Source organism: Xanthomonas sp. NCPPB 2250 (genome assembly GCF_056725265.1).
This window is the reverse complement of record NZ_CM161520.1, coordinates 3,901,000-3,923,169: the sequence shown is the minus strand read 5'-3', so window position 1 is coordinate 3,923,169 and position 22,170 is coordinate 3,901,000. Positions and strand designations below refer to the sequence as shown.

17 protein-coding genes and 1 tRNA gene are annotated in these 22,170 nt (G+C 68.8%); 10 read left to right on the top strand and 8 right to left on the bottom strand.

The features are described 5' to 3' along the window. Positions 1-77 precede the first annotated feature (77 nt). The 5 genes from AC1PMG_RS15665 (at position 78) to cyoD (ending at position 4,380) form a co-directional block, all read left to right on the top strand. Positions 78-153: transfer RNA gene (locus AC1PMG_RS15665), tRNA-Thr, on the top strand. A gap of 317 nt (positions 154-470) precedes the next feature. Beyond that, positions 471-1,412 carry a ubiquinol oxidase subunit II gene (gene cyoA, locus AC1PMG_RS15660; protein ID WP_010341159.1) on the top strand — a complete coding sequence of 314 codons (942 nt, stop codon included), beginning with the start codon at positions 471-473 and terminating at the stop codon, positions 1,410-1,412. Further along, positions 1,412-3,412, top strand: a complete 2,001-nt coding sequence (gene cyoB, locus AC1PMG_RS15655; RefSeq protein ID WP_267117586.1) for a cytochrome o ubiquinol oxidase subunit I — start codon at positions 1,412-1,414, stop codon at positions 3,410-3,412. The genes cyoA and cyoB overlap by 1 nt, the downstream gene beginning before the upstream one ends. A gap of 3 nt (positions 3,413-3,415) precedes the next feature. Beyond that, positions 3,416-4,042 (top strand): cytochrome o ubiquinol oxidase subunit III, encoded by a 627-nt coding sequence (gene cyoC, locus AC1PMG_RS15650; protein ID WP_481109502.1) that lies wholly within the window; start codon positions 3,416-3,418, stop codon positions 4,040-4,042. Further along, entirely contained in the window at positions 4,042-4,380 is a 339-nt protein-coding gene (gene cyoD, locus AC1PMG_RS15645; protein WP_010341155.1) for a cytochrome o ubiquinol oxidase subunit IV, read from the top strand. The genes cyoC and cyoD overlap by 1 nt, the downstream gene beginning before the upstream one ends. Positions 4,381-4,592: 212 nt before the next feature. Here the strand turns inward: cyoD and AC1PMG_RS15640 are convergent, their stop codons facing one another. After that, on the bottom strand, positions 4,593-5,036 hold the full coding sequence (locus tag AC1PMG_RS15640; protein ID WP_481109501.1) for a MarR family winged helix-turn-helix transcriptional regulator: 444 nt from the start codon (positions 5,034-5,036) through the stop codon (positions 4,593-4,595). 160 nt (positions 5,037-5,196) lie between these two features. Here AC1PMG_RS15640 and AC1PMG_RS15635 point away from each other — a divergent pair, with 160 nt between their 5' ends. Beyond that, positions 5,197-5,943: an SDR family NAD(P)-dependent oxidoreductase gene (locus AC1PMG_RS15635; protein ID WP_481109500.1), complete on the top strand. Its 747-nt coding sequence runs from the start codon at positions 5,197-5,199 to the stop codon at positions 5,941-5,943. 44 nt (positions 5,944-5,987) lie between these two features. On the opposite strand, the gene AC1PMG_RS15630 is transcribed toward AC1PMG_RS15635, so the two are convergent. Then, entirely contained in the window at positions 5,988-6,800 is an 813-nt protein-coding gene (locus tag AC1PMG_RS15630) for a sigma-70 family RNA polymerase sigma factor (RefSeq protein ID WP_481109499.1), read from the bottom strand. 55 nt (positions 6,801-6,855) lie between these two features. Here AC1PMG_RS15630 and AC1PMG_RS15625 point away from each other — a divergent pair, with 55 nt between their 5' ends. The 4 genes from AC1PMG_RS15625 to radA all read left to right on the top strand — a co-directional run bounded on the left by AC1PMG_RS15625 (position 6,856) and on the right by radA (position 11,976). Beyond that, the gene (locus tag AC1PMG_RS15625) at positions 6,856-7,458 is read left to right on the top strand and encodes an ATP-dependent Clp protease proteolytic subunit (RefSeq protein WP_048492119.1); all 603 of its coding nucleotides are present in this window, start codon (positions 6,856-6,858) and stop codon (positions 7,456-7,458) included. 151 nt (positions 7,459-7,609) lie between these two features. Further along, positions 7,610-9,499, top strand: a complete 1,890-nt coding sequence (locus AC1PMG_RS15620; protein WP_481109498.1) for a M61 family metallopeptidase — start codon at positions 7,610-7,612, stop codon at positions 9,497-9,499. 249 nt (positions 9,500-9,748) lie between these two features. Next, complete coding sequence (locus tag AC1PMG_RS15615) at positions 9,749-10,285, top strand: P-loop NTPase family protein (RefSeq protein ID WP_481109497.1); 537 nt, start codon at positions 9,749-9,751, stop codon at positions 10,283-10,285. 305 nt (positions 10,286-10,590) lie between these two features. Next, positions 10,591-11,976 (top strand): DNA repair protein RadA, encoded by a 1,386-nt coding sequence (gene radA, locus AC1PMG_RS15610; RefSeq protein ID WP_017914782.1) that lies wholly within the window; start codon positions 10,591-10,593, stop codon positions 11,974-11,976. A 297-nt stretch (positions 11,977-12,273) separates the two neighbouring features. Here radA and AC1PMG_RS15605 read toward each other — a convergent pair whose 3' ends face one another. From AC1PMG_RS15605 to AC1PMG_RS15580, 6 genes are all read right to left on the bottom strand, one after another. Beyond that, the gene (locus tag AC1PMG_RS15605; RefSeq protein WP_481109496.1) at positions 12,274-13,578 is read right to left on the bottom strand and encodes a jacalin-like lectin; all 1,305 of its coding nucleotides are present in this window, start codon (positions 13,576-13,578) and stop codon (positions 12,274-12,276) included. 109 nt (positions 13,579-13,687) lie between these two features. Continuing rightward, positions 13,688-14,989, bottom strand: a complete 1,302-nt coding sequence (locus tag AC1PMG_RS15600; protein ID WP_481109495.1) for a histidine-type phosphatase — start codon at positions 14,987-14,989, stop codon at positions 13,688-13,690. A 126-nt stretch (positions 14,990-15,115) separates the two neighbouring features. Further along, on the bottom strand, positions 15,116-18,013 hold the full coding sequence (locus AC1PMG_RS15595; protein WP_481109494.1) for a TonB-dependent receptor: 2,898 nt from the start codon (positions 18,011-18,013) through the stop codon (positions 15,116-15,118). A gap of 268 nt (positions 18,014-18,281) precedes the next feature. After that, positions 18,282-19,355 (bottom strand): FecR family protein, encoded by a 1,074-nt coding sequence (locus AC1PMG_RS15590; RefSeq protein WP_481109493.1) that lies wholly within the window; start codon positions 19,353-19,355, stop codon positions 18,282-18,284. Beyond that, complete coding sequence (locus tag AC1PMG_RS15585; protein WP_481109492.1) at positions 19,352-19,876, bottom strand: RNA polymerase sigma factor; 525 nt, start codon at positions 19,874-19,876, stop codon at positions 19,352-19,354. Before AC1PMG_RS15585 ends, AC1PMG_RS15590 begins: the two co-directional genes overlap by 4 nt. Before the next feature lie 438 nt (positions 19,877-20,314). Next, positions 20,315-22,039 (bottom strand): IlvD/Edd family dehydratase, encoded by a 1,725-nt coding sequence (locus AC1PMG_RS15580; RefSeq protein ID WP_481109491.1) that lies wholly within the window; start codon positions 22,037-22,039, stop codon positions 20,315-20,317. Between the last annotated feature and the right edge of the window lie 131 nt (positions 22,040-22,170).

The following is a 22,170-nucleotide window of genomic DNA, read 5'->3' as shown; positions in this document are numbered from 1 at the left end:
ATCGATTGCGGCGCTCGCGCGAAGGCCCGGGCAGCGATTGACCCCGGCCCGGGCCGACGCCTAGAATTGCCAGTTCCGCCGGAATAGCTCAGTCGGTAGAGCGGCGCATTCGTAATGCGTAGGTCGCAGGTTCGACTCCTGTTTCCGGCACCAGTTGCACCCAGAAGGCAGCCGCGAGGCTGCCTTCCTGGTTTCTGCACTGCCGTTTTTCTGCGACGTAGGTCCGTGCGCGCGGTTGCCTGCGACACCGTGTCGCAGGCGGGTGCGGCAATGTGTCGCACATAAAAACGCGGCCTGGCGCCCGCCCGGGCTTGTCAATGACTTCCGGAGTTGCCGCACGGCAGCATAAAATGCGTCGTTGATCGCGCATGCCGGCCCGGATGCCGCGGCGGACGCGGGACAGCCCCCTCTACGGCGCCCCGCCTCCCGCTCCCGCGCGGTTCGCATCCCCTACGCAATTGGATCGTTCGATGATTCCGTTGAAACAACTCCGGCGCTCGCTGCGCTCCGGTCTGTTGCTGCTGGCCGCACTGCTGCTGGCCGGCTGCAACTCGGCCATCCTCAACCCCAAGGGTCAGATCGGCCACGACGAGAAGACGCTGCTGATCACCTCGGTGGTGCTGATGCTGCTGGTGGTGATCCCGGTCATCGTGATGACCCTGGCCTTCGCCTGGCGCTACCGCGCGTCCAACACCAAGGCCCGCTACGAGCCGAACTGGTCGCACTCCACCGCGATCGAGGTGGTGGTGTGGTCGATCCCGTGCATGATCATCCTGGTCCTGGCGGTGCTGACCTGGCGCTCCTCGCATGCGCTGGATCCGTACAAGCCGCTGGACTCCAAGGTCAAGCCGATCACCATCGAGGCGGTGGCGCTGGACTGGAAGTGGATGTTCATCTACCCGGAGCAGGGCATCGCCACGGTCAACGAGATCGCGTTCCCGGTCGACACGCCGCTGAACTTCAAGATCACCTCCGACACGGTGATGAACTCGTTCTTCATCCCGCACCTGGGCACGCAGATCTACGCGATGGCCGGCATGGAGACCAAGCTGCACCTGATCGCCAACGAGCCGGGCGAGATGTTCGGCCTGTCGGCGAACTACAGCGGCCACGGCTTCTCGAAGATGGGCTTCGCCGCGCATGCCACCGACCGCGCCGGTTTCGACGCGTGGGTGGCCAAGGTCAAGGCCTCGCAGAAGACCCTGGACCAGGCCGAGTTCCAGGTGCTGGCGGCCAACCGCAACGACAAGGCCGCTTACCCGGTGACGTACTACGCCTCGGTGCAGGACGGTCTGTTCAAGTCGTTGATCGACAAATACATGATGGGCAAGGGCCACAAGATGGAAGGCCACGACGCTCATCCGGCATCGGCTGCTGAGCCGGTCGCCATGTGCACTTCTGGAGACAAGTGATGCTAGGCAAACTCACGCTCGAGGCGGTTCCGTACCACGAGCCGATCATCATGGCGGCCCTCGGCGGCGCCGGCCTGCTCGGCCTGCTGGTGGTGGCCGCGGTCACCAAGTACAAGCTGTGGGGCTACCTCTGGAAGGAGTGGTTCACCTCGGTCGACCACAAGCGCATCGGCGTCATGTACATCGTGGTGGCGCTGATCATGCTGCTGCGCGGCTTCGCCGACGCGGCGATGATGCGCACCCAGCAGGCGATCGCGCATGGCGGCAACGAAGGCATCTTCCCGCCGCACCACTACGATCAGATCTTCACCGCGCACGGCGTTATCATGATCTTCTTCATGGCCATGCCGTTCATGACCGGCCTGTTGAACCTGATCGTGCCGCTGCAGATCGGTGCGCGCGACGTGGCGTTCCCGTTCCTGAACTCGCTGAGCTTCTGGCTGTTCGTGGCCGGCGCGGCGCTGGTCAACATCTCCCTGGGCGTGGGCGAGTTCGCGCAGACCGGCTGGCTGGCCTATCCGCCGCTGTCCGGGCTGGAATACAGTCCAGGCGTCGGTGTCGACTACTACATCTGGGCGCTGCAGATCTCGGGCCTGGGCACATTGCTCACCGGCATCAACTTCTTCGTGACGATCATGCGCATGCGCGCGCCGGGCATGACCCTGATGCGCATGCCGATCTTCACCTGGACCGCGCTGATCACCAACATCCTGATCATCGCCGCGTTCCCGATCCTGACCGTGGCGCTGGCGCTGCTGGGTGCGGACCGCTACCTGGGCACGCACTTCTTCACCAACGACGGTGGCGGCAACGCCATGATGTACGTCAACCTGATCTGGATCTGGGGCCACCCGGAGGTCTACATCCTGATCCTGCCGGCGTTCGGCATCTTCTCCGAGCTGATCGCCACCTTCAGCCGCAAGCGCCTGTTCGGCTACACCTCGATGGTGTACGCGACCTCGTGCATCGGCGTGCTGTCGTTCATCGTGTGGCTGCACCACTTCTTCACCATGGGCTCGGGCGCCAACGTCAATGCCTTCTTCGGCATCACGACGATGATCATCTCGATCCCCACCGGCGTGAAGATCTTCAACTGGCTGTTCACCATGTTCCGCGGCCGCGTGCACATGACCGCACCGGTGCTGTGGACCATCGGCTTCATCATCACCTTCGTCATCGGCGGCATGACCGGCGTGATGCTGGCGATCCCGGCGGTGGACTTCGTGCTGCACAACAGCCTGTTCCTGATCGCGCACTTCCATAACGTGATCATCGGCGGCGTGGTGTTCGGCTACCTGGCGGGCCTGACCTACTGGTTCCCGAAGGCGTTCGGCTTCAAGCTCAACGAGAAGCTGGGCAAGGCCTCGTTCTGGTGCTGGATCATCGGCTTCTTCGTCGCCTTCATGCCGCTGTACGTGCTCGGCTTCATGGGCATGACCCGGCGCATGAACAGCTACAACCACCCCGAGTGGGCGCCGTGGCTGATGGTGGCCGCGGTGGGTGCGGCGATCATCGGTACCGGCATCTTCCTAAACCTGGTGCAGATCGGCTACAGCATCTGGAAGCGCAAGGAGAACATGGACCTGACCGGCGACCCGTGGGATGGCCGCACCCTGGAGTGGGCGACCTCCTCGCCGCCGCCGTTCTACAACTTCGCGGTGCTGCCGCACATCGACGACCGCGACCAGTTCTGGGAAGACAAGCTCAAGGGCAAGGGCTGGCCGCGTCCGGCCAAGTACGAACCGATCCACATGCCGCGCAACACGGCGGCGGGCTTCTGGATCGGTGCCTTCAGCATCGTCATGGGCTTCGGTCTGACCTGGCACATCTGGTGGATGGCGGTGATCGGCCTGGTCGGCATGATCGGCAGCTTCATCGCGCGCACCTTCGATGACGACATCGATTACTGGGTCCCGGCGGAGGAAGTGGAACGCATCGAGAACGCGCGCTTCGCCCTGCTGGAACAGCAACACGCGGCCAACGCCGCAAAGGCGGTCTGAACCATGGCTTCCACGACGCTCGATTCCCACGCCGCCCACGCGGGCGGCCACGACCACGACCACGAACACCACGACGCGGGCGGCAACACCGTCTTCGGGTTCTGGGTCTACCTGATGAGCGACTGCCTCATCTTCGCCGGCCTGTTCGCCACCTACGCGGTGCTGGCCGGCGCGACGGTGGACGGCCCGACCGCCAAGGAACTGTTCGACCTGAAGTTCGTGCTGGTGGAAACCTTCCTGCTGCTGTTCAGCAGCCTGGGCTTCGGCCTGGCGATGATCTCGGCGAACAAGCGCAGCATGGGCGGCCTGTACGGCTGGCTGGCGGTCACCGCGGCGCTGGGCCTGGGCTTCCTGGGCATGGAAATCTACGAGTTCCACCACCTGATCGAAGAGGGCGCCGGCCCCGGCCGCAGCGCGTTCCTGTCGGCCTTCTTCACCCTGGTCGGCACCCACGGTCTGCACGTGGCCTCGGGCCTGCTGTGGATGACCGTGCTGGTGATCCAGATCGCCAGGAACGGCCTGACCCCGCGCAACATGACCCGCCTGGCGTGCCTGAGCCTGTTCTGGCACTTCCTGGACGTGATCTGGATCGGCGTGTTCACCATCGTCTACCTGCTGGGAGCGCTGTAATGGCCAACCATCATTCCTCCGACACGCACGCCGAGCACGGCCATGGCGGCGGCCTGAAGTCCTACCTGGTCGGCTTCGTGCTGGCGGTGATCCTGACCGTGATCCCGTTCGGCATGGTGATGAGCGGGGCGTTCCCGCGCGGCGTCACCGTCATCGTCATCGCAGTGCTGGCCGCGGTGCAGATGCTGGTGCACCTGATCTACTTCCTGCACATGGACCGTTCCGCCGAACAGCGCTCCAACGTGCATGTGGGCCTGTTCTCGCTGCTGATCATCGGCATCGTGGTGGTCGGCTCGCTGTGGGTCATGCACAACCTCAACGTCAACATGATGCATTGAGGCGCGCACCGCCGCAGGTTCGCAAAGGCCGCCTCCGGGCGGCCTTTTGCGTTCTACGGGCTGCAGCCCGGCAACACTGCAAGGGCAGGGCAATCGCCACGGCAGCGGCGTGACCGACCGACACCTGCGCGAGTCGCGATCGGCGTATCAAGGCGGCGCTCGCCTGCATCGACGCCGTGCTCCCTGCCGAAGCGAGGTGCGGCGCACCGAGGTCAGTTCGGGTCCGCTCCGAGCGTCGCGGCGAGTTGCAGCAGCATTTGCGCGTCTTCCGCGCTGAGGCGATCGAGCAGCCGGGTTCTGACCGAGGCGGCGTGGACCGAGCGCGCCGCTGCGATCTTGTCCTGACCCAGGGCGGTGATGGCGACCGTCACCACGCGCGGCTCGCTGCCGCTGCGGCGGACCAGGCCGCGCGCCTGCATGCGCGTGAGCTGATGCGACAGCCGACTCTTGTGCCAGCCCATGGAATCGGCGAGCGCCTGTTGGCGCAGTTCGCCGTTACCCAGATCCACGAGCCGCGACAGCACGCCGAAGTCGCTGCCGGTCAGGCCGGCGCCGGCGGCCAGGTCCTTTTCGACGGCCGCCATCACCGTCTGGCCCATCTGCTTGAAGGCATGCCAGATCGCCAGCTCGCGTGTGGAAAGTCGCGCGTGTTTCATGCCGTCACCATAGATTGCGCCGGTTGACATGACAACCCGATGGGCGTAGTTCTAGGTTGACATGACAACCTAGACGTGGCCGCCGGCCGGCATGCGATGCCCGCCGAACAGCCCGTATTCGATGGAGGCGAGGACGATGTCAGCAACGAGGTTCGCAGGCGTGGATGTGCTCATTACCGGCGGCAGCGACGGCATCGGGTTCGGCCTCGCGCGGCGCTTCCTGGCCGAAGGGGCCAAGGTGCTGGTAACCGGTCGGGATGCCGGCAAGCTCGACCGCGCTGCTGCGGCCGCGCCGGGCCTGCAGACCCTGGTCAACGACATCGGGGTGGCCGAAGAACGCGAGCGACTCGCGCGCCACCTGCAAGCGCGGCATCCCGGGCTAGGCGTTGTCGTCAACAACGCCGGGATCCAGCGCCGCGTTCCGCTGGCCGACGACCAGGCGCCCTGGGCCGAGCGCCAGCGCGAGATCGATATCCTGTTCTCGGCCGTGGTGCATCTGAACCACCTGCTGGTCCCGCTGTTGCTGCAGCATGGCCGGCCGGCGCTCATCGCCAATGTCTCGTCGGGCGGTGCCCTGGTTCCGCAACCCTTTGCCCCGGTCTATAGCGCCTGCAAGGCCGCGATCCACAGCTATACGGCCAACCTTCGGTTCGCGCTCTCCGCGACCCCGGTCAGGGTCGTGGAAATCATCCCGCCCGCCGTCCGCACCGGCCTGGCGGGCACGGGTGTGGCGCATGGCGCGGACCTGGAGGCGTTCTGCGACGCGATCTTCGCCGGGCTGGAGGCGGGGCAGGCTGATGAACTCGGCTTCGGGATGACCGACGCCGTGGAATTCCGGCAGCGTCTCGCCATCGATCACGCCTTGTTCGACGGGTTTTCCGGGCGCTTTTCCGTGCGCAAGTACTGACGCACGGTGCGCCGCTGCGCCGGGCGCGCCGGCATGTGACGCATCTACGCCAGGCAGGGGGCCTCGGCGAGTTCGCACAACGGCAGCCAGGTCAGCACGCCGTCGCCGTTGCGGATCAGCAGCCCCAGTTGCCCGTGCTGCTGCAGTGGCTGGGCATAGATTGGCGCGGGGCTGGGCGTGGCGTGCGCGGAGGCCGACACCGACCAGGTGCTGACCAGCAGGGTCTGCGGCCGCGCCGCACGCAAGGTGGCGACCAGGCCGGCCGGATCGCCGTGCCGCAGGGCGTGGCGGCACAGCGCCAGCAGGCAGGCGTCGTCGTCGTGCGGGTGGGTGGTTGCCGGCGTGGGGGCGTCCTCCATTGCCGCACGCGCGCGCTGCAGCAGGCGCCGCAGGTGCTTGCGCGAGGCGCTTTCGCTGCGCGCCGACAAGGCCGCCAGCTCGGCATGGCTGAAGTCGAAGGCTTCGGCGAGCAGCAGCATCGCCACGTCGCCGGCCGGCAGCGTGCGCACCAGCGCTGCCAGCGCGTGCGTCACTGCCGCGCTGTGGAGGGCGTGGCGTTCCGGCCCGTCCGGATCGTCGGTGACGGACACTGCGTGTTCCTGTGCGATGCGCTCCAGCAGGACCCGGTAGCGGCCGCGGCGGCGCAGGCGGTCGATGCACAGATGGCGCAGCACTGTGGTCAGCCAGGCGTCGCGGCCGACGGCCGGCGACGGTCCCTGTGCGGCGCGCAGATAGGTTTCCTGCACCAGGTCCTCGGCGTCCTGGCCTTGGCCGAGCCAGCGATGCGCCAGGGCCAGCAATTGCCGGCGCAGCGCGCCGTCGTCGGCCGCAGCCTGCGCGTCGGTCGGGAATGTCACGTCGCGGCCCCGTCGTTCGTTGGGAGGGAAACCCACCATACATGGAGACAGGCCGATGCTGCGTTCCGACGAGACGTCCCCCGCCGCGCCCGCCGCGCTGGCGCCGTCCGGCGCCTTCCTCGAGGAAAAGGCGTTCCGCGCGAGGACCTTGCTGCTGTTCGGCACCATCACCGACGCCAGCGCCTACCAGACGGTACGCCACCTGCTGGCGCTGGATGCCGAGTCCGATGCGCCGATCGCGATGATCGTGTCCTCGCCGGGCGGTCATCTCGAATCCGGCGACGCCATCCACGATGCGCTGCGCTTCATTTCCGCGCCGGTCGACATGATCGGCTCGGGTTGGGTCGGCAGCGCGGCCACGCACGTGTTCCTGGGCGTGCCGCGCGAGCGCCGGGTATGCCTGCCGCAGACCCGGTTCCTGATCCATCAGCCCAGCGGCGGTGCCGGCGGCCCGGCCAGCGACATCGCCATCCAGGCCAGCGAGATCCTCAAGGCGCGCGCCCGCATCGCCAAGGTCATTGCCCGCGAGACCGGGCAGCCGCTGGAGCGCGTGGAGGCCGACATCGAGCGCGACTGCTGGATGTCGGCGCAGGAGGCGATGGACTACGGCCTGGTGTCGCGCATCGTCGAGCGGCGCAGCCAACTGGCCGGGCGCTGAGCGGGTGGGCGGCGCCGCGGTCCTGGCCCATGCGGCCAGGCGCCGCGCGCGGCGATCGCCGTAGGCATGACCTATGGCATGGCACGCGGCGGCGGCGCAGGCATAGCATGGGGGTTTGCCTGTCCGCTGTCGTTCGCCCCCTGGAGACCCCATGAACAAGTCCACCGCCTGGATGGCGCCGTTGCTGCTGGCCGCCACTGTCGCGTTCCAGGCCTCGGCGCAGACCGCACCGCCGCGCGACGTGCCCTTCGCCGGTACGTTGAAGATCGATGTCGATGCCACCGACCTGGCGCATCGCATCTTCCGCGTGCGCAGCACCATCCCGGCCACGCCGGGGCCGATGACCCTGCTGTATCCGCAGTGGATCCCCGGCAACCATTCGCCCACCGGTCCGATCGACAAGCTCGCCGGGCTGGTGATCAAGGCCAACGGCAAGGTGCTGCCGTGGACGCGCGACCAGTTCGACGTCTATGCGTTCAAGATCGACGTGCCTGCCGGCGTCAGCGAGATCGTGGCCGAGTACCAGTTCCTGTCCTCGCAGGGCGATGGCCAGGGCCGGGTGATGATGACCCCGGAGATGCTCAACCTGCAGTGGAACACCACCGCGCTGTATCCGGCCGGGGTGTACGCGCGCAACATCAAGGCGCAGGCCAGCGTGACCCTGCCGGCCGGCTGGAGCTATGCCACCGCGCTGGAAACCGCCGGGCGGAGCGGCGATACGGTGACGTTCAAGCCGATCGATTTCGACGACCTGGTCGATTCGCCGATGTTCGCCGGCAAGTACTACAAGCGCATCGTGCTGGACGACAAGGGCAAGGCGCCGGTGGCGCTGAACGTGTTCGCCGACAAGCCCAAGTCGCTGGAGGCCAAGCCCGAGCAGGTCAAGGCGCACGTGGCCCTGGTGCAGCAGATGGACAAGCTGTACGGCGCGCGCCACTTCGACCACTACGAGTTCCTGCTGGCGCTGACCGACAAGCTCGGCGGCATCGGCCTGGAGCATCACCGTTCCAGCGAGAACAGTGGCCCGCTCGACTACTTCACCGAGTGGGACAAGAGCTGGGAGATGCGCGACCTGCTCGCGCACGAGTTCAACCATTCCTGGAACGGCAAGTACCGCCGCGGCGCCGACCTGGCCACGCCCAACTTCAACGTGCCGATGGGCGACAGCCTGCTGTGGCTGTACGAGGGCCAGACCCAGTTCTGGGGCGAGGTGATCGCCGCGCGCGCAGGGCTGTGGACCCAGGACCAGGCCCGCGACATGCTGGCCAACGTCGCCGCGGTCTACCAGCGTGGCCGTCCCGGCCTGGCCTGGCGCGCGCTGCAGGACACCACCAACGACCCGACCATGTCGATGCGCCGGCCACGCGCCTACCGCAGCTACCAGATGAGCGAGGACTACTACTCCGGCGGGCAGATGGTCTGGCTGGAGGTCAACGCCAAGCTGCGCGAGCTCAGCGGCGGCAAGCGCTCGCTGGACGATTTCGCCAAGGCGTTCTTCGGCATGCACGACGGCGCCTGGGACGTGAACACCTACACCTTCGACGACATCGTCGCCACGCTCGATGGGATCGCCAAGTACGACTGGGCGAGCCTGCTGCGCAGCCGTCTCGATGAGCATGGGTCGCTGGTCGGCGGGATCGAGGCCAGCGGCTGGAAGCTGGTCTATACGGATCAGCCGAACGCGGCCAGCAAGACCTCCGAGGCGCGCAACAAGAACCTGGACCTGAGCTATTCGCTGGGCCTGAGCCTGGACGAGCAGGGCCGGGTGCAGGCCGTGCTGTGGGACAGCCCGACGTTTAACGCCGGCCTCATCGCCGGCAACCGCGTGGTCGCGGTCGGCGGCCGCGAGTACAGCGCCGAGGCGCTCAAGGACGCGGTCACCGCGGCCAAGGGCGGCAGCACGCCGATCGAACTGCTGGTCAAGCGCGGCGACCGCTACGACACCGTGCGCATCGCCTACTACGGCGGCCTGCAGTATCCGCACCTGGAGCGCATCGCCGGCACGCCGGACCGCCTGAGCGAGTTGTACAAGGCGCGTTGAGGGCGGCGAGCGCGATCGCCGCCGGCGCTTCGGTGTGCCGGCGCTTGGGTGCGTCGGTGCTGCCGGTGCGCGGTGCGGCGACGGCGTCGTCGTGCTGGCGCGTGTCGCTTGGGGCGTTTGCGCGCGCGATGCTCATTGTTTGGTCACCACCGATGGCGCAGGCCATGTGAAGCCGTTCCTGCAGCGAGCGCAGCACCCTGCGGGAGCGGCCGAGGTGGCCGATCTTCTTTGCGAGGACGAGGTCAGGCGGTGAAAATCAATGTGGTCGGCACCAGCGCAAGCGGGAAAAGCACGCTCGCCAGGCTGATCGCCAAGGAGCTTGCGATTCCCTATGTCGAAATGGACAGGCTCTACTGGCGCGCGGACTGGCAGGGGACCCCGGACGATGTGTTCCTGAAAGAGCTGGAGCGTGCGTTGGCCGCCTCTGCGGACTGGGTGCTGGATGGCAACTACAACCGGACGCGCCCCGTGAAATGGCGCGACGTGGACCTGGTGGTGTGGGTGGACTATGGGTTTTGGCGCACGCTGTTCCAGGCTGTCGCCAGAGCGTTCAAACGGGCCTGGCACAAACAGGAGCTGTGGCCCGGAACGGGAAATCGCGAGAGTTTTCGCCGCGCCTTCTTTAGCCGGGAGTCCATCATCATCTGGATGCTCAAGACCTGGCGCAGCAACCGCGCACGCTACCAGGCCGATCTGCACGACCCGCAGTACGCGCGTATTCGCTTCGTGCGCATCAGGCGACGGGAGCAGGCGGAACACCTCCTTGCTGCCTTGAAGGCGCGCTGACGGCCTCCCTGCCGCGACAAGCGAAGAGGACATGGTCCCGGGCAGATCGGTCTAACCTGATGTCGGCGCCACATGCCGCCTCCTGCCGCCGCCTGGCGGCCGTGCGCGGGCGATTGGGGTCATCGGTCGCGGGGAAACGCAGCAGCGCCTGCCGTACATCGTCGTCGCTGCCGAGTGCGCGACGCCTTCCCGGCGCTGCGTTACCAGCTGGGGAAGCGAGTGCGATGCAGCGCCTGGCGCCGCGTCGCGGACGCTGAGACCGCCAGCCACTATGCTGATGCATTGTCTGAGCGGACCAGAAGCAGATGGCGAAAGCGAAAACGGCCTATGTCTGCGGCGAGTGCGGCGCCGAATACAACAAATGGCAGGGCCAGTGCACCGAATGCGGCGCCTGGAACTCGCTGAGTGAGATCGTGCTGGAGAGCGCGGCCACGGCCAAGGCGCCGGCCGCGGCGCGGCGCAGCGGCTGGGCCGGCAAGGCCGAGACGCCGAAGATCACCGCGCTCAAGGACGTGGAGCACCGCGACCAGGCGCGCGTGTCCACCGGCATCGGCGAGTTCGACCGGGTGCTCGGCGGCGGCCTGGTCGAGGGCGCGGTGGTGCTGATCGGCGGCGATCCGGGCATCGGCAAGTCGACCCTGCTGCTGCAGGCGCTGGCGAAGATGGCCGGCACCTTGCCGGTGCTGTACGTGACCGGCGAGGAATCGCTGGGCCAGGTCGCCGGACGCGCGGTGCGCCTGGACTTGCCGCTGGACGGCCTCAACGCGCTGGCCGAGACCGGCATCGAGCACATCCTGCAGCACGCCAGCGCGGCGCGGCCCAAGCTGATCGTCGCCGACTCGGTGCAGACCCTGTGGACCGAGGCGCTGACCGCCGCGCCCGGCTCGGTGAGCCAGGTGCGCGAGAGCGCGGCGCGGCTGGTGCGCTATGCCAAGGAGACCGGCACGGCGGTGTTCCTGGTCGGCCACGTCACCAAGGAGGGCGGCATCGCCGGCCCGCGCGTGCTCGAGCACATGGTCGATGCGGTGCTGTACTTCGAGGGCGAGAGCGGCAGCCGCTTCCGTCTGCTGCGTGCGTTCAAGAACCGCTTCGGCGCGGTCAACGAACTGGGCGTGTTCGCGATGGGCGAGAAGGGGCTGAAGGAAGTCTCCAACCCGTCGGCGATCTTCCTGTCCGGCGGCAGCGCGCACCAGCCCGGCAGTTGCGTGATGGTCACCCGCGAAGGCACGCGGCCGCTGATGGTGGAAGTGCAGGCGCTGGTGGATGCCTCGCCGCTGTCCAATCCGCGGCGCGTGGCGGTGGGCCTGGAGCAGAACCGGCTGGCGATGCTGCTGGCGGTGCTGCACCGCCATGGCGGCATCGTGGTCGGCGATCAGGACGTGTTCGTCAACGTGGTCGGCGGCATCCGCGTGCAGGAGACCGCGGCCGACCTGCCGGTGCTGCTGGCGGTGCTGTCGTCGCTGCGCGACCGGCCGCTGGCGGAGAAGACCATCGCCTTCGGCGAGGTCGGCCTGTCCGGCGAGATCCGCCCGGTGCCCAACGGCGAGGACCGGCTGCGCGAGGCCGCCACGCACGGCTTCAAGCGCGCCATCGTACCCAAGGCCAACGCGCCCAAGACCGGTACGGTCAAGGGCATGGAAGTGATCGCGGTGGAGCGCCTGGCGCAGGCGCTGGAAGCGGCGAGCGAATAGGCCGCGGTGTCGGCGGGCAGCGGCTTGCCGTGCCCGTGTGCTGCGTCGTTTCGAAGCACGACATTGTGGTGTACGCGCGAGTGCGGCCCACGTAGACACGTAGACGCATCGCGCGGCCTGGTGTGGAGATTTCCTATCCGCACCTTCAGGCGCGTGCATCCGCTCGTTTCAAGTCGATGCGCGCGACCTGCGACAGGTCGCAGCCGGCGACTCATCTTCGGTAAGTCGAACGGCGCGCGTCGCCACGCGCGCCGTTGCCCTTGCAGTGCCGCGGACGCGATGGCGCCCGCGGTTCCGTCAATCCTTGCGGTAGATCGCGCCGAGCTTGTCGATCTCGTCGCCGTCGCGGCCGGTGAAGCCGGCGATGTGCCAGCCGCTGGGCGCGGTGAGCGTGTAGGTCTCGGTGGTCGGCGTGCCGGCGCTCAGGCTACGGCCCTGGTTGGTGCGCAGGCTCAGCGAGAACAGCCGGGTGTGGCCGTTGTACTGGCCCACGCTCAGCGTGGCCGAGGTCAGCCGCTCGTTGCTGCCCAGGCGCAGCGTGACCGCGTCACCGCCGCTGCCGCCGTGGGTCAGGGTGCTGCCGTTGTCCAGGCCCAGTGCGATGCCGTCCAGACGCGAGGCGCCGCGCAGGGTCACGCTGGCGATGGTGCGCTGCTCGGCGCCCTTGGCGATGTCGTTGAACGGGGTGCCGTGCGGGCCGCCGAACTGGTCGCTGGTGCGCACGGTAGTGCCGACCGCCCAGCCGAACTGCGCGGCCAGCGGGTAGTGGTCGGACAGCGGCTTGCCGTCGCTGTCGTAGAAGCTGCCGTCGTCGAGCTTGTAGCGGTTGGCGACCAGGGTCAGCTGCGGCGCGTCGCGGTACAGGATCTTGTCCACCACTTCGCAGTCGTTGGTCGGCGGGGTGCCGCACAGCAGCGGCGCGGCGCCGGCGGCCGGGGCGCTGCCCTTGACCAGTTCCACCCAGGTATCGGTCAGGCCGTTGGCGGAAATCAGCTCGCGGATGTTGTCGTCGGCGCGGGTGTAGCGGGTGTTGGAGTCCATCATCACCAGCACCGCATTGCCGGCCGACCAGGTTTGGATGAACTGCGAGAGCTGGCTGATGTTGGCGCGCCGCGCGGCCAGGTCGCCGCTCTCGGTGCCGGCGTTGGGATGCGCGTTGTACACGTCCAGCAGCACGCCGTCGTCCAGGCGCACGCGCATGTAGCTGAAGCCCTTCGGCGTGAGGCAGTCGGTGCCGTTGCACTTGTCCCACTTGATGCGGGTGAAATCGTCGAAGCGGTAGTTGCTCAGCGTGTTGAGGCCGTCGCCGATCGCTGCGCCGCCGCTGGTGGGCGTGCGGTAGGGGTGCTTGTCGCCCGCGTACAGGGTGGCGTGATAGTTGAAGTCTTCCTGCACGTTGATCAGGCCGTAGGGCGCCAGCTTCGGTGCGATCTGGGCGGTGTTGGCGGCCGGGTTGCTGCTGGAGATGCCCTGCGGCAGGCCGGCGACGTTGTAGGTGAGCACGTCGAGCACGCCGACGTCCGATTGCGCGTGGACCACGCCGGCGCAGGCCAGGCTCAATCCGATGCCGTAGCTCACGAGGGTGCGTAGATGCTGGATCATGAATCGCCTCTTGCGGGTTGGGAGGAACAGCGGGTGGCGCGAGCGCCAGGGGCGGTGCCGGAAGGCACCGATGCCGCCGCGCGACCGGCCGGAGCCGGCGCACGTGGCGTCATGGGGTCAGGAACTGCGGATCGAGCACGGCTTCGACCGCGGCGGCGAAGGCGGGTAGCGGACAGTCGTACGCGGCGCCGGCGCGGCTGCACTGCGGAACGAACACCGCCGATTCCAGCGGCGGTGCCTGCATCGTCAGCGCGCGGCGTTCGCGCAGCTGCGCCAGGCTCTGCGCGGTGTAGCGCAGGCGGATCACCCGTTCGCCGTCGGCGCGGCGCCAGAGCTCGAACACCAGTGCGCCGCCGGGCACGGTCTGGTCGGGCTGGTAGCCGGGCAGTTGCCAGTGCAGGTCGAGCATGCCGGCCAGCAGGGTCAGGGTGCCGTCGTGGCCGGACAGCACCACCAGCCGTGCCGCGCCGCCGATCGGCGCGGCGTGCGTGGCCTGGCCGCTGCCGTCCAGCAACGTCGCCAGCAGCCGCGCCGCCAGCGGCGAGGCGGCCATGCGCGCCACGGCGGGCGCGCGCAGGCGCAGCGCGAATTCGGCCTGGTGCGGGGCGAAGGCGCGTAACAGGCTGGCTTCGTCGATGCCGCGCCAGCCCAGCGCGGCGAAGTCCTGGCCGTCGGCCCAGGCCATCAACAGGCTTTCGCTGAGGCCGGAGGCGGCCGCGGCCGGGCCTTCGATGCCGGGGATCGCGTCCTCGGCGTCGCCCAGCCGCGCCGGCACCGCATCCAGGCGCTGCTTGCCCTCACCGGCATCGGCCGGGCAGGGCCGTTGCGCGCACTGCAGCAGCAGGTGCTGCAGGCTGTCGATGGCATCCGCCTGGGCCGCGTTCCAGGCCTGCGCATCCCCGCCGATGCGGCCGGCGATGGCCGCGCGCATCTGCGCCACCGCGGCGGGAGTGCGCAGGGCGGGCGCGCCGTCGAACAGCGGATCGGAGGCATCGTCGGCGACGCTGTGCACCGGGTTGGCGCAGCCCGGGGTCAGCGTGCTGGCCAGCGCCTGTGCCGAGGCGAGGGTGCGTTGGGTGCGGTTGGCCCAGTAGTACGCGGCCGCGCAGCCGTCGCCGGCGAACAGTCCTAGCGGTGCGTAGCGGGCGCGGTAGTAAGCGCCGAACAAGCGTTCCAGCGCAGCGCCGTTCGCGGTGAGATACCCGGCGGGCACCGCGAAGCGCGGCCAGGGGCGCGCCGAGTAACGCTCCAGTTGCTCCGCGCTGGACATCGCCGCGCGTACGCCGTGACGCTTGAGGATGACGACTTTTTCCAGGGTCTCCGTCGCGGCCGGTTGCGCGCGTGCGGCGGTGCAGGCCAGTGGCGCGAGGACGAACAGGGCGAGGGTGGCGAGGCACGGCAGCGATGGCATCGGCAAGCTCCAGGCAGAGGCGGTACGCCGCGCGCGGCGGTGCGCGCACGGTGCGATGGCCGGCGCCCGCGGCGATGCAGGCCGCGGGGCGGGCTGGCTGCCGCGCGTGGGCGGCAGCGCGGCGGATCAGAAACGTGCGCGCAGGCCCACCGACCAGGTGCGGCCGTAGTCGGTGTAGCCGCCGAACAGGCGATCGCCGACGTACTGGCGCTGCACGGCGCCGGTGAGATTGATCGCGTTGACGAACACCGACAGGGTGTCGTTGACCTTCCAGGCCACGTTCGCGTCGAGGCTGCCGAACTTGTCGCTGTTGAGCGTGGCGACGTTGGCGGTACCGACCGCGTTGACGATGTCGTCGCTCCAGCCATAGCTCACCCGCGCCATCAGCGGCCCCTTCTCGTAGAAGAGCACCGCGTTGTAGGTGTTCTTGGCCACGCCTTCGAGGCTGTCGGTGAAGGTGCGGTTGCCGTCGCGGTAGGTGGCCTCGCTGTCGGTCCAGGTGTAGTTGAGCTGCATGCCCAGCCCGTCCAGCGGCGCCGGCAGGCCGGCGAAGACCTGCTGGTAGGCCACTTCCACGCCCTTGACGCTGGCCTGGCTGCCGTTGGTCTTGGACGAGAGCAGGTAGGTCTGGCCCTGGTACTGCAGGTTCGACATCTGGGTCTGGATGAAGCGCGAGATGTCCTTGTAGAACACGCCGCCGGTCAGCGCCGAGGTGCCGTCGATGTACCACTCGAAGGTCAGGTCGTACTGCCAGGCCTCGAACGGACGCAGCGACGGGTTGCCGCCGCTGGCGGTGAGGATCTCGCCGCTGGAATTGAAGGTGAGCTTGGACGACAGGTCGGTGAGGTCGGGGCGGGTGATGACCTTGGCCGCGGAGCTGCGCAGCACCATGTCCTCGCGCACGTCCCAGGCGGCGTTGAACGAAGGCAGCGCGTTGCTGTAGCTGCGTTCGAAGTGCACCGGCTGCGCGCTGCCGTTGACGTCGGCGTGGCCGTCGGTGGTCTGCTCGGTGCGCACCAGGCGCACGCCGAGGTTGCCGCGCAGCGCGCGGCCGGCCAGGTCGCCGCCGAAGTCGGCCATCGCATAGGCCGAGCCGATCTTTTCCTTTACCTCGTAGGAGTTCTGCAGGTCGGCGCTGTTCGGCGTGTTGACCAGGTCCGCGGCGGTCGGCCAGGTCCCGAAGAAGCGCGACTCGATCGGTGCCAGCCACTGCCGCGGCAGGTTGCCGTTGGCGTCGGTCAGCATGTCGTCCACCGGCAGCGCGGTGAAGTTACCGGCCGGGAAGCGCACGCCGGCGATGCTGGTCAGCAGCAGGTCGGCGCGATCGTAGGTGCGCGAGCGCTGCCGGTACTTGGCGCCGAACTTGAGCTCGCGGAAGAAGCCGTCGCCGAGCGCGCGTTTGGCGTCGAGCTGCAGCGCGTCCTCCTTGTCGCGCGCATCGATCTCGCGCCACTCCAGGCGGCGCCCGGCCACGCTGGCCGGGTTGGTCGGGTCGAAGCCATTGGTGAAGCGCCAGTCGGGCACGTCGTCGCCATCGGCCTGCGGCATGTCCACGCGCATCGACAGGGTGGTGCCGCTGCGCAGGCGCGTGCGCCGGATCGGATCGGAGTCGTAGCTGTGCGCCTGCGAGTGGAACGCCACCGCGCCCAGCGTCCACGCATCGCTGCTCCAGGTGCTGGACAGGCGCGCGCTGCGGTTGTCGTCGGTGATGCCGGAGGTCTCGCGCGAGATCTGCACCTGGCCGTTGCGGTAGTCGAAGCCGGCGACGCCGCCGTGCGCCACGCGCAGGTTGCTGAGCTTGGCCAGGCTGTCGAAGCCCACGCCCAGGCTGTATTCGTCGTAGTGCACGGTCTGCTTGGCGTAGAGCAGGTCCAGGTTGGTTTCCCAGGCCGCGCTCGGCTTCCACTGCAGCGAGGCGGCGATGCCGGTGCGTTCGCGCTGCTCCAGTTCCAGCGTCGGGCGCAGGCCGGTGGGGACGTAGTTGGCGCCGGGCACGCCTGGCACCCCGTCGCGGTAGTAGTCCCAGCTCACTTCGTTGACCCGGTCCTGGCGCAGGCTGCGCTGCGCGTAGGCGCCGGACAGCAGCAGGCCGAAGGTGCCGTCGGCGTTGACCCAGTTGAACAGGCCGGACACGCGCGGGTCGTTGGCGTGGGTGCGCTGCGCCTGGCTCGACTCCAGCGACACGTTGGTGAGCGTTTTACCCAGTTCCAGCGGGCGGAACGTGCGCACGTTGACGATGCCGCCGATCGCGCCTTCGTCCAGGTCGGCGGTGGGGCTCTTGATCACCTCCAGGCCGGCGACCAGTTCCGCCGGCAGGGTGTCGTAGCGGAACTGGCGGCCGGTCTGGCCGGAGGTGCGCACGTTCTCGTTGACCGCCATGGTCTGGCCGTTGAGCGTGGTTACCTGGAAGTTGGGGCCGAGGCCGCGCACGCGCACGTACACGCCTTCGCCGCGGTCGCGCACGATCGACACGCCGGGCACGCGCTGCAGCGCTTCGGCCACGTTCTGCGCCGGCAGCTTGCCGATGTCCTCGGCGGCGATCACGTCGACCACGCTGTCGGCGTAGCGCTTCTCGCGCAGCGCGGCGCTGAGGCTGCCGGCGTAGCTGCCGAGTACCTGGATGCTGTCCAGTTGCTTGACCGGCGCATCCGCCGGCATCACCGGTGCCGGCGTCGGTGCGGCCGTCATCGCCGCCGGTGCAGTGGCCGCTGTTTCCGCCGGCGCGCTCGCTGCCTCGATCGTCACCGTGGTCGGGGTGAGGAAGCGGTAGCGCAGGCCGGTGCCGTCGAGCAGTTGCTGCAGCGCCTGTTCCGGCGCGGCGCCGGCGCGACTGCCATGCGTCTGCGGGTTGCCGGTGCTGCCGGCGGCATAGACGAACTGCAGGCCGGTCTGCCGCGACAACGCATTGAGTGCGCGCGCCAGCGGCTGCGCGGGAATCGCCTCGACCGCGACGGGCGCGGTCTGCGCGCCGGCGACACCGGTGTGCAGGGCGAGGGCGATGGAAAGGAACAGGGTGCGGCGCATCGTCGGGTCCTGTGAGAGCGGGGGTGGTGTGGTGCGCGCGGCATCGCCATCCGGCGTTTGCCTGCGCTGTCCCCGGACTACGAGGCGCCACCGCGAAGATCGGGCACCGTTTTTCGATGAATTTTCTGTGACACGTGCGTGGGAGTGCTGGCTTCGCGTGCGCGCACGGATGCGTGCGTGCACGATGCATGTGATGCGCTGATGGCGCGCCGGCCGTCTGGTTGGAAGGGTGCCTGCGCCGCGCAGTGCGCGCGACGCAGCTGCCGCGCTACTGCAGGCGCGCCTGTGTCGGCACGCGGCTGCGCACGTGGATGCCGTCGGCGCTGGTGCGTACCTGCAATGTCGGCTGCGCATCGAGGAAGGCGCGCAACGCGGCGACATCGTCGCCACGCAGGTTGCCGGTCAGTCGCATCGCACCGGCGTCGGCGTCGTCGATCAGCAGGCGGGTACGGTTGAGCCGGTTGAAGTCCTCGGCGACGTTCGCCAGCGGTTCGTCGCGGAACACGATGCGGCGCTGCCACCAGGCGTGCATCGCCGCGACGTCCTCGTTGCCCAGTTCGACCCGGCCGTCGGCGGTGTCGATGCGCGCGCTCTGGCCGGCGCCGAGATCGGCCAGCATCGGCTGCTGCGGCCGATCCTCGCGCCACACCTGCACGCGCCCGGACGAGACCTCGATGCGCGCCTGGTCGGGGTGCAGGGCGATGTCGAAGGTGGTGCCGATGTCCTCCACGCGCAGGCCGCCGGCCTGCACCTGCAGCGGGCGCCGGTCGGCGGCGACCACGAAACTGGCCTGGCCCTGCAGCAACTGCAGTTTTCGGCTCCACGGTGTCAGCGTGGCGCGTACCTGGGTCTGCGCGTTGAGCCGCACCGTGCTGCCGTCGGCCAGTTGCACGCTGCGTTGTTCGCCGAGCGCGGTGCGGTAGGTCTGGCTGGTCGGCCAGGCCCAGCCGACCAGCACCGCGACCGCGCACACCGCGGCGGCCGCGGCCAGGCGCCAGCGCGGCGCAGCCTGGGCGCGGGCCGCGCGCACTGGCGCTGGCGCTGGCGCTGTCGCGCGCCGCGGCACGGGCAGGGCGATGACATTGCCGCTCGCCGCGCCATCGGCGGTGTCGTCGCTGGCGAGCAAGGCGTCCACGTCCAGGTCCATGCCGCGCAGCGCTTCGCCGAGTTCGCCGGCCACGCGCTGCATGGCCAGATACTCGCGCAGATGCTGCGGCGAGGCGGTCAGCCAGTCCAGCAATTGCTGTTCCTGTTTCGCGTCCAGCGGCTGCATGCGTTGCACGGCATGCCAGTGCGCGGCATCGGCGATGGCGCTGCGCGAAGAGAACGTGCTGTCGTTCACCAGCGGTCTCCGCTGTCGGCCAGCGCGCGGCGGCAGGCCGACAGCCCGCGCACCACGTGCTTCTTGACCATGTGCGGCGACACGCCCATGCGTTCGGCGATCTGCTTGTAGCTCAGCCCGTCGCGGTACTGCATCACCAACACCGAGCGGGTGCGCGCGGGCAGGTCGGCGAGCAGGGCCTGCAGGTGCTGCTGGCGCTGCCGCCGGTGTGCGCTGTCTTCCACGTCGTCTCCCGCCGCCAGCAATTGCGAGAACTGCTCCATCTCGTCGATGCGCAGCGGCGCCTGGCGGCGACGCGCGGCCTGTTCGCGCGCCAGGTTCTGCGCGACGGTGTACAGATAGGCTTCGGGATTGGCGATGGCCTCGCCCTGCTGCCGATGCGCGCGCAGCAACCGCAGATAGGTTTCCTGCACCATGTCCTCGGCGTCTTCGCGTGCGCCGCGGCGCACGAAGAAGCCGCGCAGCACCGGGCCGTGTTCCGCGAACATGCGCGCCCATGCGCGTTTGGGGTGAGCCGCCACCGAGCCTGCCTTGTCCCTGGGGTGCGGCGCAGGCTAGAAGCTGCAGATGACGGTTCGGTGACGTGGGGGCGGTGCGTGTGGAAGAAGGCGGCGTCCGCCGCTTCCTGTCGGAGTCGACTGTCATGCAGCCGCGACGCGCGACGTGGTGTGCGTTCCAAGGGCGTAATGCGTCGGGACTGAAGTCCCTCCCGCAGTGCACCTGGCGGGCTCGCCGCAAGCTTCTGTAGGAGCGGCTTCAGCCGCGACGAGGCGTTACCGGTAGAGCCTGTCGCGGCTGAAGCCGCTCCTACGACATCACGGCGGTGCGTGGCGAATGTGGCGGTTGGAAGTGGCTTGCAGTCGCGACGTGGGTTATCGGTCACGCCTGTCGCGGCTGAAGCCGCTCCTACGAAATCAAGGTGGATGCATCATCACGGTGGATGCATCTGGCCGCAGCCGCTAATGCGAATCGCGCGCCACCGCGTCGCCGCTGCCGCCGACCAGGAAGTCCAGGTCCGCGCCCAGGTGCGCCTGCTGCACGTGCTCCACGTAGAGCTTGCTCCAGCCGCGCGGCGGCGCCGGTGGCGGGGTCCATTCGCTGCGCCGGCGCAGCAGTTCCTCGTCGCTGACCTCCAGGTGCAGCGCGCGGCCGGGGACGTCGAGCTCGATGATGTCGCCGTCGCGCACCAGCGCCAGGGTGCCGCCGGCCGCGGCCTCCGGCGAGGCGTGCAGCACGACGGTGCCGTAGGCGGTGCCGCTCATGCGCGCGTCGGAGATGCGCACCATGTCGGTGATGCCGGCGCGCAGCAGCTTCGGCGGCAGCGGCATGTTGCCGACCTCGGCCATGCCCGGGTAGCCGCGCGGGCCGCAGTGCTTGAGCACCATGATGCAGTCGGCGTCGATGTCCAGCGCCTCGTCGTCGATGCGCGCCTTGAAGTCCTCGATGCTCTCGAACACCACCGCGCGCCCGCGGTGCCGCAACAGGTGCGGCGAGGCCGCCGAGGGCTTGATCACCGCGCCGTCGGGCGCCAGGTTGCCGCGCAACACGGCGATGCCGGCCTCCGCGCGGACCGGCGCGTCCAGCGGGTGGATCACCTCGCGGTTCCAGCACGGCGCCTGCGCCACGTTCTCGCCGACGGTGCGGCCATTGACGGTGCGCGCGTCCAGCGCCAGTTCGCTGCCGAGTTCGCGCATCACCGCCGGCAAGCCGCCGGCATAGTAGAAGTCTTCCATCAGGTACTGGCCGGACGGTTTGAGATTGACCAGGCATGGCAGCCGCGAGCCGAGCCGGTCCCAGTCGTCCAGTTGCAGCGGCACGCCCACGCGGCCGGCCAGGGCGAGCAGGTGCAGCACCGCGTTGGTGGAGCCGCCGATCGCCGCATTGACCTTGATCGCGTTGGCGAAGGCGTCGGCGGTCAGCACCTGCGACATGCGCAGGTCCTCTTCTACCATCTGCACGATGCGCCGGCCACTGAGCCGCGCCAGCCGCGCGCGGCGTGCGTCCACCGCCGGGATCGCCGCGTTCTCCGGCAGCGACATGCCCAGCGCCTCGACCATGCTGGCCATGGTCGAGGCGGTGCCCATGGTCATGCAGCTGCCCTTGGAGCGCTGCATGCAGGCTTCGGCCTCGACGAAATCGTCCTGGCTCAGCAGACCGGCGCGGACCATCTCCGACATCTCGATCACGCCGGTGCCCGAGCCCAGCGGCTGTCCGCGCCAGTTGCCCGACAGCGACGGCCCGCCGGACACGCCAATGGTCGGCAGGTCGACGCTAGCCGCGCCCATCAGCAAGGACGGGGTGGTCTTGTCGCAGCCCATCAGCAGCACCACGCCGTCCAGCGGATTGGCGCGGATCGATTCCTCCACGTCCATGCTGGCGAGGTTGCGGAACAGCATCGCGGTGGGGCGCATCTGCGTCTCGCCCAGCGACATCACCGGGAACTCCAGCGGGAACCCGCCGGCCTCGTACACGCCCTTTTTGACGTGTTCGGCCAGTTCGCGCAGGTGGCCGTTGCACGGCGTCAGTTCCGACCAGGTGTTGCAGATGCCGATGACCGGGCGGCCATCGAACATGTCGTGCGGGTGGCCGGCGCTCTTGAGCCAGCTGCGGTAGTAGAAGCCCTGCTTGCCTTCGCGCCCGAACCACGCCTGGCTGCGGCGCGGCGGTTTGCTGGGTGAGCCCATGTCGGCGGATTCCTCGAGTCCAGGACGCCGGGATCCGCCTGCGCGCAAGCCGCCCCCGGATGCTTTACGCCGGCGATGCTAGCGGGCATATTGATACGTGAAAAATAGCAAATATCATCGAATGGATATTT